Raw genomic sequence first — 14,490 nt, 5'->3', positions numbered from 1 at the left:
TCAGTGGTGGCGCATTATAGGGACTTCTGAACGGCTGACAAGTGTTTATTTGAAAATAATTACTGACCGCGTAATTTATCAACAAAAGTTGTGTTTTGTGATGATTATCGCACCATACTGCTGGTTAAACGGACAAATTCCTGTGCAAAGCGTCCCACATCCTGCCAATCCGTATATTCAACTTCTTTAGTTGTATCCGTTTCCCCACCGGTCATTTTCATAATAAGTTTGATCATGACCTTATCTAACCAACCATATCGCGGGTAACGCAGCGCTCCTGCAAACACCGAGCATTGTTTTGGCTGCCAAGGTGTTGCAAGTAAAAACTTGCGCGTATACGCATTGGTCTGTGGTGTTCTCTTCTCAGGCTTACGAGCAGTGAGGTTTACGGCAAAGAAAGCACTCGGCATTGCATTTAGCTGTGCGGCGTTCGTTTTAGTGAACTGATATAGCGCACGTTGAAAGTGTCCGTAGCGAACCGATGCACCGATCACAACCGCCTGGTAGTTCGCAAGATCGATATTCATCGAGATTGCCAAATCTTGCACATCACACATCGTCGTTTCAGATAAAGTTGAGGCGATATAAGAGGCGATAGCTTTTGTCTGTCCATCTCGGCTTGAATAAAGCACTAATGTTTTCTTCATGGCTTACGGCCTCTGGCATTATCCATAATTAATCGTGAATACTTTAGTTACGCCAAAACGTTGGCGTAAACAGCACTAACAAGGTGAAGACTTCTAATCGACCAAACAGCATAGTGACAACCAGAACCCATTTAGCCGCATCATTCATCGAGGTGAAGTTATCCGCAACCACCCCAAGCCCAGGGCCGAGGTTGTTCAATGTCGCAACCACTGCAGCAAACGCAGAGAAATCATCAACTCCTGTCGCGATAATCGCAAGCATACTAATGATGAAGACTAATGCGTAGGCAGAGAAGAAACCCCACACCGCTTCAAGGATGCGTTCCGGCAGAGCTCGGCTACCTAGCTTGATGGTATAGACCGCATTGGGATGCACCAGTCGCTTAAGTTCACGAGATCCTTGCAAGAACAACAGCAGGATACGGATGACCTTCAGCCCCCCGCCCGTTGAACCCGCACAGCCCCCGATGAATGCGGAACATAATAGAAGCACAGGCAGGAATAACGGCCAGTGCGCAATGCTATCAGTGGTAAAACCTGCGGTTGTCGCCATCGAAACCACTTGGAAAAACGCCTGATTCACCGTTTGTAGCCCCGTTTGATAAACGTTATGCCACCACAGAACAAGGGTACATACCGCGACCAGCGTCAACTGAACAAAAATGAACATGCGGAATTCAGGATCGCGCCAATACACTTTTAAGCTTCGCCCGCTAAGGAGCGCAAAGTGCAAACTAAAGTTACAGCCGGAAATCAGTAGGAATACAGCAATGATGGTATTGATAGTAGGACTGTTGAAATAACCTATGCTGGCATCGTGCGTTGAGAATCCGCCAATCGCGATAGTCGAGAAGCTATGAGAAATGGCGTCGAAAACATCCATTCCCGCTCCCCACAACGCCACAGCACACGCAACGGTCAGCAAAACATAGATGAACCATAACGTTTTGGCCGTTTCAGCAATACGTGGGCGCATCTTATTATCTTTTAGCGGCCCCGGCATCTCAGCGCGGTAGAGCTGTAATCCACCGACACCTAAAATAGGCAAAATGGCCACGGCCAAGACGATGATCCCCATCCCGCCAAGCCATTGCAGCATCTGTCGATAGAATAAAATAGCTTTAGGGAGGTTATCTAAACCAACAAGAGTCGTTGCCCCTGTGGTCGTTAAGCCTGAGAACGATTCAAAGAAGGCATCTGTCACGCTGAGGTTCGGACGCTCTGAAAACAGGAAAGGCAATGCCCCAACGCTGCCCAACACCGTCCAGAACAGCACAACTATCAAAAAACCTTCGCGCGGCTTTAACTCATGTTTTTGCTTACGCTGTGGCCACCACAGCAAAGTACCGATCGTTAGCGCAACAAAGAAAGTTTGAGTAAACGCCCGGCCTGCACCGTCACGATAAATCAGGGCAACAAGCCCCGGGATGATCATAGTTCCGGAGAACAATATGACGAGTAAACCGACGATGCGGATAATGGCACGAAAATGCATTCGGGCACGTTCCTTGCTCAATTAAAGAGTAATAAGTACAACAAAAAAGATAATGCGGGGGATTATTACGAAGTCTGATGTAATTGCAATGAGCCACGGCTCATGTTGCGTAACTTTTCAGCGACGTCTTCTACAACCAGCACTGGCAAACTCACCGTTAGCAGCACATCAACAGCATAATCACTCTGCAAGATCTCGCCCCCAGCCTGCGCTATGACGGCTTCAACTTGGGTTAATAATCCATAGTCACACTGCAAAGTATACTCAGCCTGTGGCACTTTACGCGCTACCGGCAAAAGTTTTAATGCTTGCTGAACACCGCCCCCGTAGGCCTTAACCAAACCACCGGTTCCCAATCGGATGCCGCCATAATAACGCACGACGACCGCCGTAATCTCTCCAATATGACTGCCCATCAGTTGAGCAAGCATTGGCTTTCCTGCCGTTCCCGACGGTTCACCATCATCTGAGAAACCTAACTGCTGGGAATCATCCGGTGCACCAGCAACAAACGCCCAGCAATGATGACGCGCATCAGGATGTTCGGACTTCACCTGAGTAACAAAAGCTTTTGCCGCCTCACTACCCGTCGTATGTGCCAACAAGGTAATGAAGCGGCTTTTTTTGATTTCCTCGCTGAAGCTCAGCGCCTCAGCGGGAATAAGATAAGGCTGACTCATTAATCCAAATGCAGATCGCGCGTCATATTTTCCACGGATTTCTCATGGAAAATAACGTTATCTTCAATACGGATCCCGCCGTAAGGACGGAAAGCGTCAATGCGGGCCCAATCAAAGTGCTGGCTAAATTTCCCTTCTTTCCATGGCGCGAGCAGTGAATCAATGAAGTACAGGCCAGGCTCGATAGTCATCACCATACCCGGTTCCATGATGCGCGTGCAGCGCAGGAATGGATACATTTCTGGCGCGGCCAGATGAGTACCATTTTCATCCTGCATAAAACCTGCAACATCATGAACCTGCAACCCAAGCGGATGCCCTAAGCCATGCGGCAGGAATGGGCATGTCAGCCCTTGTTCCACGGCAGCTTCTTCACTGATATCTTTTAGAATATGGTGTTTTTTGAGCAATTTTGCCAAACGCTGATGCATTTGCAGATGGTAATCCGTGTAGCGCACACCACATTTCAGTGTCGCGATCAGCGCCTGCTGCTCTTTGTTCATATCGCTGACCAACGCCGCAAAGTCGCTATCGCTTTTAGCCGCATAGGTACGCGTTAAATCCGCCGCATAGCCGTTATACTCCGCGCCCGCATCAAGCAAGAAGCTACGGACTTCAGAAGGCAACTTATGCTGTAACGTGGTGTAGTGCAGAACCGCAGCATGCTCATTCAGCGCCACGATATTGTCGTAAGGAACATCCGTATCACGATGTCCTGTTGCCGTCAGATATGCCTGATTGATATCAAACTCACTCATACCTGACTGGAATGCTTCTAACGCCGCTTGATGCCCAACTACCGCCGTCTTTTGCGCTTCGCGCATACACGCTTGTTCATAGCCGGTTTTGTATGCGCGATGGTAGTGCAGATAATCCAGCACCGACTGCGGATTAATATTTTCGGCTTTAATGCCCAGAGACTGCGCGCGCTGCGGCACATAGCCGATATAGGCAACACGCTCACGCGCACTTGGCAACAGCTGTGCAATGTCATCTGCTTTACGCAAAGCGGTCATTTCTACATGAGAAGTCCAAAACGCTTCTGGCAGTGGTTCAACGCTATACCAGTAATCAACGGGAGAATAGAACCAAAGCTTCGGCTTATTCACACCGTCTACCCACAGCCAGCAATTAGGCACTTGAGTCACCGGCACCCAGGCTTTGAACTGAGGATTCACCTTAAACGGATAATCGCGATCGTCTAAGAATAACGATAGCAACTCACCAGAATGAATCAGTAACCCATCCAGTTGACTACGCGCTAAAACCTCACGGGTGCGCTGCTGCAGCGTTTCCATGTGTTCAGAATACAACGAAGCTAGTGTTTCCATGTAAATGACCCTTTGCCCACAACGAATTTTTCCATCTTATCACAGCCCTCCTTAAAAACAGGAAGTTGGCAAAAATCCCATTCAGCTCTCTGTGATCAAGTTTGCAAATGCGCAATGTTTTGTTTGCATTTTATTAACATTAAAACCACACTTCAAAACATCTGGTCATACCAGATCAACTGCGCTGATTCAGGAGATCACGATGCTCTACCAAGGCGAAAACCTACATGTAAACTGGCTCGAAGACGGTATTGCCGAGCTGGTATTTGACGCTCCAGCCGCCATTAACAAGCTGGATACCAAAACTGTTGCCAGCTTAGGCGCAGCCCTAGACGTGCTTGAAAAACAGCCGCAGCTGCAGGGCCTATTGGTGCGTTCAACCAAAGCCGCTTTTATCGTTGGCGCAGATATCACCGAGTTTTTGTCTCTATTTGCGGCTCCAGCGGAAAAACTCACGGAATGGCTCAACTTCGCTAATAGCGTATTTAACCGTTTAGAAGATTTACCCGTCCCCACCATTACCGCCATAAATGGCTATGCGCTGGGCGGGGGTTGCGAATGTGTATTAGCCACCGATTTCCGCATCGCCACACCGGATGTTCGCATTGGCCTGCCTGAAACAAAGCTGGGAATTATGCCTGGCTTCGGCGGTTCGGTTCGTTTGCCGCGTCTGCTCGGTGCGGATAGCGCACTTGAGATCATTGCCGCCGGTAAAGATATTGGCGCTGAACAAGCCCTCAAAGTCGGTTTAGTCGATGCCGTAGTATCGCAAGATAAGCTGGTTAGTGGCGCACTCAAAATGCTGCACCAAGCCATCGATGGCCAACTTGATTGGAAAGCACAGCGCCAGCCAAAATTGGAACCGCTAAAACTCAGCCCAATTGAATCGCTGATGAGCTTCACCACGGCCAAAGGCATGGTGATGCAAACCGCTGGGAAACACTATCCTGCGCCAATCACTGCGGTGAAAACCATTGAAGCAGCCGCCGGTTTAAAACGTGCCGAAGCGCTCAAGCTTGAAACCGCCAGCTTTGTACCATTAACTCGCACTACCCAAGCTCGCGCTCTGGTTGGCATTTTCCTCAACGATCAGTTTGTAAAAGGCAAAGCAAAGAAACTTGCCCTGTCTGGACAAGTCCCTTCGCAGGCCGTGGTGCTCGGTGCGGGTATTATGGGAGGCGGTATCGCCTATCAATCTGCGCTGAAAGGCACGCCGGTGTTAATGAAAGACATCAGTGAAAAATCGCTGGTGCTCGGTATGAATGAAGCAGGAAAACTTCTCAATAAACAGCTCGAACGTGGGAAGATCAATGGCCTGAAAATGGCGCAGATCCTCTCCACAATCCAACCAACGCTGAACTACGCAGGTGTTGAACACGCGCAAATCGTGGTTGAGGCCGTTGTTGAAAATCCAAAAATTAAAGCAGCCGTCTTAGCGGAAGCAGAATCACTGATCAAACCAGACGCGGTTCTGGCTTCAAATACGTCCACCATCCCTATCGATCAGTTAGCCGCCTCGCTGCAACGTCCTGAAAACTTCTGCGGCATGCACTTCTTTAACCCAGTACATCGCATGCCATTGGTAGAGATCATTCGCGGAGCTAAAACCTCCGATCAAACAATTGGCACCGTTGTCGCTTATGCCACCAAAATGGGCAAAACACCGATCGTGGTGAATGATTGCCCTGGGTTTTTCGTCAACCGCGTGCTGTTCCCTTACTTCGCCGGTTTTAGCCTTCTGTTGCGCGACGGGGCTGATTTCCGCCAAGTTGATAAAGTGATGGAGAAGCAGTTTGGCTGGCCAATGGGCCCAGCTTATCTGCTCGACGTCGTCGGCATCGACACGGCACATCATGCTCAAGCGGTGATGGCTCAAGGTTTCCCGCAGCGTATGGGGAAAAACTATCGCGATGCGGTGGATGTGATGTTTGATGCACAGCGCTTTGGGCAGAAAAACGGCGTGGGCTTCTATCGTTACGAGCAAGACAGCAAAGGCAAACCACGCAAAGTGCAAGATGAGCAAACGGCGGCTCTGCTAGCCGAGGTTGCACCATCAAACGAACAGTTCACTGATGAAGAGATCATCGCTCGGATGATGATCCCGATGATCAACGAAGCCGTTCGCTGCTTCGAAGAGAAAATCGTGGCAAGTCCTGCAGAAGCAGATATGGCGCTGGTGTATGGCATTGGTTTCCCTCCGTTCCACGGCGGCGCATTCCGTTATCTGGACACCATCGGCACTACGCAATATGTCGAAATGGCTCAGCGCTATCAGCATTTAGGCGAGCTATATCAGGTGCCGGCCGGCCTGCGCGCCAAAGCAGAAACCAACGCGACCTATTATCCGGCGGCGGCGCCGATTGAGACCGACGCAACGATGGTCTCCAGCGCCACTCAACAGGCTTAAGGAAGGAATCATGGAAAACCGTTCAATTGAAAACGTGGTGGTTATCGATGCCGTCCGCACGCCAATGGGCCGCTCGAAAGGCGGCGCATATCGTCAGGTTCGAGCCGAAGATCTCTCGGCGCATCTGATGCGCTCACTGCTAAGCCGCAACCCAAACGTCGATGCAAAAGAGATCGATGATATTTACTGGGGCTGTGTACAACAAACGCTGGAACAAGGCTTTAATATTGCACGTAACGCCGCTTTGTTGGCTGAACTGCCACATAGCGTACCGGCAACAACGGTTAACCGCCTGTGCGGTTCATCGATGCAGGCGATTCACGATGCCGCTCGCGCCATTATGATCGGCGACGCACAGATTAGCCTGATTGGCGGCGTTGAGCATATGGGGCACGTGCCGATGAGCCACGGCGTTGATTTCCACCCGGGCCTAAGCCGCACCGTAGCCAAAGCGGCTGGCATGATGGGGCTGACCGCCGAAATGCTGGCGAAAATGCACAAAATCAGCCGTGAAATGCAGGATGAATTTGCCGCTCGCTCGCATCAACGCGCCTATGCCGCCACAACCTCTGGCGCATTTAAAAACGAGATCGTCCCTACCGCAGGTCACGATGCCGATGGCGTGTTGAAAATGCTGTTTAATGATGAAGTCATTCGCCCTGAAACCACCGTCGCCAGCTTGGCAGCATTAAGGCCCGCCTTCGATCCGGTAAATGGTACCGTCACGGCAGGCACCTCCTCAGCACTTTCCGATGGTGCATCGGCGATGCTGCTGATGAGCGAATCACGCGCCAAATCATTAGGCTTAAAACCACGGGCACGTATTCGTTCGATGGCCGTAGTGGGCTGCGATCCTTCCATTATGGGATACGGCCCTGTGCCCGCTACCCAGCTCGCCTTAAAACGTGCCGGACTGAGTATTTCAGATATCGGGCAGTTTGAATTAAACGAGGCGTTTGCGGCTCAGACCTTACCATGTCTAAAAGATCTTGGGCTGTTGGATGTATTGGATGAGAAGGTGAATCTTAACGGCGGTGCAATCGCCTTAGGCCATCCACTCGGCTGTTCCGGCTCACGTATTTCAACTACGCTGCTGAATCTAATGGAGCGCCGTGACGTACAGTTTGGTCTGGCAACCATGTGTATTGGATTAGGTCAGGGTATTGCGACCGTGTTCGAGCGGGTTTAACCAACTCTCTTGCCGCTTGAAGCATAACGGATATAAAAGTTTAGTTGCCGTACTTCCCGCCTGTCAGGGGCGGGTTTTTTATTTCTGGCAGAACATCACCTGCTAGCAGTCATTACACCACTAGCAGATGCGTTATATCAGATGAACGCAAACGCATCGCCAAACATATGCTCTGCTTTGGCTTCGCGCTCGGCGCAGAAACGCTCACGCGCAATCTTCGCCATTTCAAAACGCCCAGCGATATAGATGTCGTATTCTGCCAACGAGCCGTAGTCTTGCAAAACAGCGCTCAAAACGGTGCCAGTTCGGCCATTCCAGCCCTCTTCTGGTTGTTCAACCACTGGGATAACTTTCAGCTGTGGATGCTTTTCTTGCAGCGCTTCTAACTCGGCCAGATCGTACAGATACTTGGATTCACGGCCACCCCAATAAATCGCAATTTCACGATTAGGCTGTTGTGCCAGCGCCATCATTAAAATTGAGCGAGTGTAGGAGAACCCTGTACCGCCGGCGATCAACACTAATGGGCGATCGCCCTCTTCACGCAGCCAAGCGTCACCATGAGGAATATCAACATTCACCACACGATCTTTCAGAATGCGATCCATTACCGCCATCGCATAGAGATTAATCTCTGAAGCGCCGATATGCAGTTCGATAAAATCCTTTTCCAATGGCGTTGAAGCCATAGAGAACGGACGCTTGTCACGCTCATCCATTTCAACCATCAAATACTGGCCCGCGCGAAACGAAACCGGTGCTTCCGGCACTAAGCGAACGCGATAAACCGTATCGGTGATAGCCTCAACGGAAGTGACTTTACAGCTCAACGTTGTCATGTAGTTACTCTATCGGATAATGGGTTTTGCATAACCAGACAGCCACCTCTAATCAGGCTTACGGCTTTTCATAGCGTCAGTGTGGTTATCTTCCAGAATTGCCAGCTCGTCCCAGATGGCATCGATCCGCGTGCGGACTTTTTCATCCATAACAATGGGGCGTCCCCATTCGCGTTGTGTTTCGCCCGGCCATTTGTTGGTGGCATCCAGTCCCATTTTGGAACCCAGCCCCGACACAGGAGAAGCAAAATCAAGATAATCTATCGGTGTATTTTCAATCATCACCGTATCACGCGCGGGATCCATTCGAGTAGTGATAGCCCAAATAACGTCGTTCCAATCTCGAGCATTGATATCGTCATCACAAACAATGACAAATTTGGTGTACATGAATTGACGTAAAAACGACCAGACGCCCATCATCACGCGCTTGGCATGACCGGCGTACTGTTTCTTCATGGTAACGACCGCCATGCGATATGAACATCCTTCCGGCGGCAGATAGAAATCCACGATTTCTGGGAACTGCTTTTGCAGAATCGGCACAAAAACTTCGTTTAACGCCAGTCCCATCACCGCAGGTTCATCCGGTGGACGTCCCGTATAGGTCGAATGATAAATAGGATCACGACGTTGGGTAATATGAGTCACGGTAAAAACGGGGAAATTATCGATTTCATTGTAATAACCCGTGTGGTCGCCATAAGGTCCTTCTGGCGCCATTTCACCCGGCTCAATATAGCCTTCCAGCACGATTTCAGCACTGGCTGGCACTTCCAAATCGTTAGAAATACATTTAACGACTTCGCTCTTATTGCCGCGCAACAGCCCGGCAAACGCATATTCAGAAAGCGTATCCGGCACCGGCGTCACCGCGCCGAGTATCGTCGCCGGATCGGCACCTAAAGCCACTGACACTGGGAAGCGTTCACCAGGATGTGCTTGGCACCACTCTTGGAAATCAAGCGCACCGCCACGATGAGACAGCCAGCGCATAATCACTTTATTCTTGCCCAAAACCTGCTGGCGATAAATGCCAAGGTTCTGCCGCTCTTTATGTGGACCACGGGTCACCGTCAGTCCCCACGAAATCAGCGGTGCCGCGTCTTCAGGCCAGCAATGCATCACCGGAATACGGCCCAAATCCACGTCATCGCCCTGCCAAATAAGCTCCTGGCACGGTGCGGTGCTCAGCCGTTTCGTCGGCATATTCAGAACCTGTTTGAACTGAGGTAGTTTATCAAACAGATCGCGGAACCCTTTTGGCGGCTCCGGTTCTTTTAAAAATGCCAACAGCTTACCGACTTCACGCAACGCGCTAACATCTTCCTGCCCCATTCCTAAGGCAACACGCTTCGCGGTACCAAACAGGTTACACAAAACGGGAATGTCATACCCCTTCGGGTTTTCAAACAGCAACGCTGGGCCACCGGCACGCAAAGTGCGGTCAGCAATTTCTGTCATTTCCAGATAAGGATCGATTGGCTGGCTGATGCGTTTTAGCTCACCTCTCTGTTCCAGCAAAGAGAGGAATTCGCGCAAGTCACGGTATTTCATAGCTTTCTTATTGGGCTGGTGAAGAACCCATTATAAGCGTTCTTCACTTTGGTTGCTGCACTTTTGTTACAAGCAGGTAACTAATTGCTTTAATAAGCATTATCATTCGATAGGCTGCCAGCAACAAACGGTATCGCTTAACTCATTGACGATTAACGACAGCGAAAAGGCACCATCTCGGCCAATGCTTGCGTATCAAAATACTCATGAGTTTCTTGGTTGTGGCGGAACACTTTATAGCCCTGAGCTTTGACGCTGTAGTATTCCAACTCATCACCGGAGACATGCAGCAAGCTGCCTTCACGTAACGCAATCACATATTCACTTGGGTTCACCGCACAGAACTCAGCGATACGCTCGTCGCGCGTTTCGCCCATATGACCACTCAGGTGGGCATCGATATAGTGCGGGTTGATCTGAACAGGGAACAAACCTAGGGCAGGCAGTACCATGCTATTGCGCACCGGCATATCGTTGGTGGTTCGAATGCTTGGCGTTGCCACGTTACAACCGGCACTCCAGCCGATGTAGGGGATCTCACGTTCACGTACCGCGCGTTGAATCGGCACAATTAGGCCATTCTCATGCAGCATTTGGTTCAGTAGCCACGTATTACCGCCGCTCACCAGAATACATTCAGCCTCTTCAATGGCTTTTACCGGATCGTCAAAATGATGCAGGCTTGTCACTTGAATGCCTAATGAGTTTTCTAACTCTGCGGCACGCGCGTCGTAGTTACCGCGGATCACAGCATAGGGCACCAGTATCGCAGAACGTATCTTCTTGCTTAGCAGCATGGACTGAATGGGTCCTTTTGCATAACCCAGCAATTCGGATTCACCGGAAACCTTACCGTTACTCAGTAAAAACAACTCCATGGAAATTTCTCCTGACATTGAGAATAATTTTATTGCGCTTTATCACGCCGAAACCACTCCTCACCCGAGTGGTTATATAGGGCGACATTTATAACTAATAATTATGGTCAACGCTGTGATCTTCTGCCTGAAGTGGCAAAAAATGTAAAACCTCGGCATAAGCAATAGGAAATACTCGCTATAAATACCTGAAACTGTCTATCAATCCGACCTTTTGCTATGCTCTGGGTAAGTCATTAAATTGTAGGTTGTTATGGAATCGTGGTATCTGCTGTATTGCAAAAGAGGTCAACTAGAGCGTGCGAAAGAACATCTGACACGTCAGGAAATCCCCTGCTTTACTCCAATGATTACGTTGGAAAAAATCGTACGCGGCAAACGTACACAGGTGAAGGAACCTATGTTCCCTAACTACATGTTTATTGAACTTGATCCCGAAAGAATTCACACCACCACAGTGCAATCTACGCGCGGGGTTAGCCATTTCGTTCGATTTGGATCTCTACCAGCCACTATTCCTTTTAAGGTTATCAAGCAGTTAATGACGGCTCCACCTACTGAGCTCATTGATCCTGATACGCCAACGCCGGGCGACACCGTTGTAATCACCAGCGGTGCGTTTGAAGGTTTTGAAGCCATTTACAGCGAAGCCGATGGCGAAAAACGTGCCATTCTATTGCTTAACCTACTCAACAAACCCGTTCAGCAAAGCGTTGAGAATACGGATTTCGAAAAGCGTTAAACAAAAAAACCGCCGTGAGATATCAACGGCGGTTCTTGTTTTCTTCAAACAGCGATTAACGATTCATTTCTGCATCATGCAACCACTGGGCAACACGCTTGGCGAAATAAGTCAGCACGCCGTCAGCGCCCGCACGTTTGAAGCAAATCAGAGATTCCATAATCGCCGGTTTTTCTTGTAGCCAGCCATTTTGGATAGCGGCCATATGCATCGCATACTCGCCAGAAACCTGATAGGCAAAGGTCGGAACACCAAAGGTATCTTTCACACGACGCACCATATCCAGATACGGCATACCCGGTTTTACCATCACCATATCAGCACCTTCTTGCAGATCTTGAGCCACTTCCTGCAAGGCTTCATCGCTGTTGGCTGGATCCATCTGATAGGTTTTCTTATTACCCCCTTTCAGATTGCCAGAAGAGCCCAATGCATCACGGAATGGGCCGTAGTAGCAAGAAGCATACTTAGCGGAATACGCCATGATCTGGGTATTGACCATCTGCTGGGCTTCGAGCTGATCGCGAATGGCACCAATACGCCCATCCATCATATCGCTCGGAGCGATAATTTCAGCACCGGCTTCAGCATGAGAGAGTGCCTGACGAACCAGAATCTCTTTGGTGATATCGTTAATGACGTAGCCATCAGCGTCAATAACCCCATCCTGACCATGAGTGGTATAAGGATCTAGCGCCACATCGGTCAACAACCCCAGCTCAGGAACCGCATCTTTCAGCGCACGCACGGCACGCTGCACCAACCCATCAGGGTTATAAGCTTCTTCAGCGTGCAGTGACTTTTTGTCTGTGCCAATAACCGGGAACAACGACAATACCGGTACGCCCAGTTTGGCAATCGCTTCTGCTTCTTTGATCAGCAGATCGATTGTCATACGGTGCACACCCGGCATTGAGGAAACCTCTTCCTGATGGTTTTTACCTTCCATCACAAACACGGGATAAATCAGATCGTCTACGGTCAGAACGTTTTCAGCAACTAAACGACGGCTGAAATCATGGCGACGAACACGGCGCAGACGACGGCCTGGGAAGGCCCCTGGAAATGCATAGCTCACGTTATTCTCCTTACTCATACCAGCTGAAAAAGTTGGCGGGCATTATTTTCAGTAACCTGCTTTAACCACTCCACATCCTGCTGACGCCAGCCAGCGACCTGTGAAACGATGTGCGGTAAGAAACAGGGTTCATTACGTCGCGATTTAGGTTTGTTTTCTAAGTCACGCGGCAGTAAATAGGGGGCGTCAGTTTCAAGCAATAGACGCTCAGTTGGGATCTCGGGCAGCATGGCACGCAGCTCAAGGCCACGCCGCTCATCACAAACCCATCCGGTGATGCCGATATACAGCCCCAGATCCAAACATTCATGCAGCTCTTCACGGCTACCGGTAAAACAATGTACTACCGCGCCAGGTATTTTGGCTAACCATGGACGCAATAGAGAGATAAATTTTTCATGTGCCGAACGGCAATGCAAAAACAGCGGTTTGTTGAGTTCTGATGCTAACGCCAACTGGGCGGTAAAGGCTCGCTCTTGTTCATCTGGGGTCGAAAAGTTACGGTCAAAATCAAGACCGCATTCGCCAACAGCAACCACCTCAGGCAAAGCAGCCAACGCGGCGATTTCCTCGGCACATTGACGATTCCATGAACTGGCATTGTGCGGGTGAACACCGGCAGTTGCCCAGCAATAATCTGGATATTCCTGCGCCATGGTGATAGCCCGTTTGCTCTCATGCACATCAGTGCCGGTGATCAACATCGCGTTCACCCCTGCCGTACGCGCACGCTCAACAACCAGAGGAACATCTTTGGCAAACTGACTGCTTGTTAAGTTAACGCCAATATCCAGCATGAAAGCACTCCAAAAACCATGTAAAGAGGCCGCCCTTTCGGCGGCCTCTGGCACTTACTGTGTCAGCCCTGTTTTGGCTGTTCGTCGGTATCTTCTTCGCTTCCCTCATCCTCGTCACTGCGAGAACGACGTTTACCCACGTAGAACCGAGCGAAGAACACACCGATTTCAAACAGGATACACATTGGGATCGCCAGCAGTGTTTGTGAGAACACGTCAGGCGGCGTGAGCAACATGCCCAGCACGAAGGCACCCACGATCACGTATGGGCGTTTCTGTTTTAACTCCGCTGGCGTAGTCACCCCGCTCCAGCACAGTAAAATAATAGCTACCGGAACCTCAAACGACACGCCAAACGCCATAAAGAGCGCCATAACGAAATCGAGATAGTTATTGATATCCGTTGCGATTGTCACACCAATCGGTGCGGTTTTCGCAAAGAAACCAAACGCCAGTGGGAACACGATAAAATAGGCAAACGCCATACCTAAATAGAACAGGAACGAGCTTGAAACCAGCAATGGCATCAGCAGACGGCGTTCATGCTTATAAAGGGCCGGAGCCACAAAAGCCCAAATCTGGTACAAAATCATCGGCGCAGAAACAAACACCGACACCATCATTGTCAGCTTAATCGGCGTAAAGAACGGCGATGCGACATCGGTGGCGATCATGCTAGCGCCCTGTGGCAGCTGCTTAATCAGCGGCGATGCAATCAGGTGGTAAATGTCGTTGGAAAAATAGACCAGCGCCAGGAATACCACCAGAATACAAATAATCGAATTTAAGAGTCGCTTACGTAGCTCGATTAAATGGCTAATCAGAGGCTGGGTATCATCAACGGCCATGC

At 49.9% G+C, this 14,490-nt stretch carries 13 protein-coding genes; 3 read left to right on the top strand and 10 right to left on the bottom strand.

The window, feature by feature from the left end:
* Nucleotides 1-104: 104 nt before the first annotated feature.
* From hemG to pepQ, 4 genes are all read right to left on the bottom strand, one after another.
* Complete coding sequence (hemG, locus tag RSC70_RS17190) at nt 105-647, bottom strand: menaquinone-dependent protoporphyrinogen IX dehydrogenase (RefSeq protein ID WP_282815197.1); 543 nt, start codon at nt 645-647, stop codon at nt 105-107.
* Nucleotides 648-690: 43 nt separating this feature from the next.
* Nucleotides 691-2,142, bottom strand: coding sequence for a Trk system potassium transporter TrkH (trkH, locus tag RSC70_RS17185; RefSeq protein WP_025802255.1), 1,452 nt, complete (start codon nt 2,140-2,142; stop codon nt 691-693).
* Between the two features lie 65 nt (nt 2,143-2,207).
* Nucleotides 2,208-2,822 carry an IMPACT family protein gene (locus tag RSC70_RS17180; RefSeq protein WP_025802253.1) on the bottom strand — a complete coding sequence of 205 codons (615 nt, stop codon included), beginning with the start codon at nt 2,820-2,822 and terminating at the stop codon, nt 2,208-2,210.
* On the bottom strand, nt 2,822-4,153 hold the full coding sequence (gene pepQ / locus RSC70_RS17175) for a Xaa-Pro dipeptidase (protein WP_103008850.1): 1,332 nt from the start codon (nt 4,151-4,153) through the stop codon (nt 2,822-2,824). Before pepQ ends, RSC70_RS17180 begins: the two co-directional genes overlap by 1 nt.
* Nucleotides 4,154-4,355: 202 nt before the next feature.
* On the opposite strand from pepQ, the gene fadB reads away from it, so the two are divergent.
* Nucleotides 4,356-6,560, top strand: a complete 2,205-nt coding sequence (gene fadB / locus RSC70_RS17170) for a fatty acid oxidation complex subunit alpha FadB (RefSeq protein WP_332543065.1) — start codon at nt 4,356-4,358, stop codon at nt 6,558-6,560.
* A gap of 25 nt (nt 6,561-6,585) precedes the next feature.
* Nucleotides 6,586-7,749, top strand: a complete 1,164-nt coding sequence (fadA, locus tag RSC70_RS17165; RefSeq protein ID WP_043490348.1) for an acetyl-CoA C-acyltransferase FadA — start codon at nt 6,586-6,588, stop codon at nt 7,747-7,749.
* Nucleotides 7,750-7,886: 137 nt separating this feature from the next.
* Here fadA and fre read toward each other — a convergent pair whose 3' ends face one another.
* The 3 genes from fre to pepE form a co-directional block, all read right to left on the bottom strand.
* Nucleotides 7,887-8,588 (bottom strand): NAD(P)H-flavin reductase, encoded by a 702-nt coding sequence (fre, locus tag RSC70_RS17160; protein ID WP_040047260.1) that lies wholly within the window; start codon nt 8,586-8,588, stop codon nt 7,887-7,889.
* A 48-nt stretch (nt 8,589-8,636) separates the two neighbouring features.
* Nucleotides 8,637-10,145: a 4-hydroxy-3-polyprenylbenzoate decarboxylase gene (gene ubiD, locus RSC70_RS17155; RefSeq protein ID WP_332543064.1), complete on the bottom strand. Its 1,509-nt coding sequence runs from the start codon at nt 10,143-10,145 to the stop codon at nt 8,637-8,639.
* Between the two features lie 152 nt (nt 10,146-10,297).
* Entirely contained in the window at nt 10,298-11,023 is a 726-nt protein-coding gene (pepE, locus tag RSC70_RS17150; protein WP_332543063.1) for a dipeptidase PepE, read from the bottom strand.
* Between the two features lie 253 nt (nt 11,024-11,276).
* Here pepE and rfaH point away from each other — a divergent pair, with 253 nt between their 5' ends.
* The gene (gene rfaH, locus RSC70_RS17145; protein WP_332543062.1) at nt 11,277-11,765 is read left to right on the top strand and encodes a transcription/translation regulatory transformer protein RfaH; all 489 of its coding nucleotides are present in this window, start codon (nt 11,277-11,279) and stop codon (nt 11,763-11,765) included.
* Between the two features lie 55 nt (nt 11,766-11,820).
* Here the strand turns inward: rfaH and hemB are convergent, their stop codons facing one another.
* The 3 genes from hemB to tatC form a co-directional block, all read right to left on the bottom strand.
* Nucleotides 11,821-12,843 (bottom strand): porphobilinogen synthase, encoded by a 1,023-nt coding sequence (gene hemB, locus RSC70_RS17140; RefSeq protein ID WP_040047264.1) that lies wholly within the window; start codon nt 12,841-12,843, stop codon nt 11,821-11,823.
* A 14-nt stretch (nt 12,844-12,857) separates the two neighbouring features.
* Nucleotides 12,858-13,640: a 3'-5' ssDNA/RNA exonuclease TatD gene (gene tatD / locus RSC70_RS17135; protein WP_332543061.1), complete on the bottom strand. Its 783-nt coding sequence runs from the start codon at nt 13,638-13,640 to the stop codon at nt 12,858-12,860.
* 62 nt (nt 13,641-13,702) lie between these two features.
* Complete coding sequence (gene tatC / locus RSC70_RS17130; protein ID WP_040047266.1) at nt 13,703-14,488, bottom strand: Sec-independent protein translocase subunit TatC; 786 nt, start codon at nt 14,486-14,488, stop codon at nt 13,703-13,705.
* Nucleotides 14,489-14,490: the final 2 nt, after the last annotated feature.

The organism is Hafnia sp. (genome assembly GCF_036648275.1).
Lineage (GTDB): Bacteria > Pseudomonadota > Gammaproteobacteria > Enterobacterales > Enterobacteriaceae > Hafnia > Hafnia alvei.
This window is presented reverse-complemented; position numbering and strand designations above follow the sequence as displayed.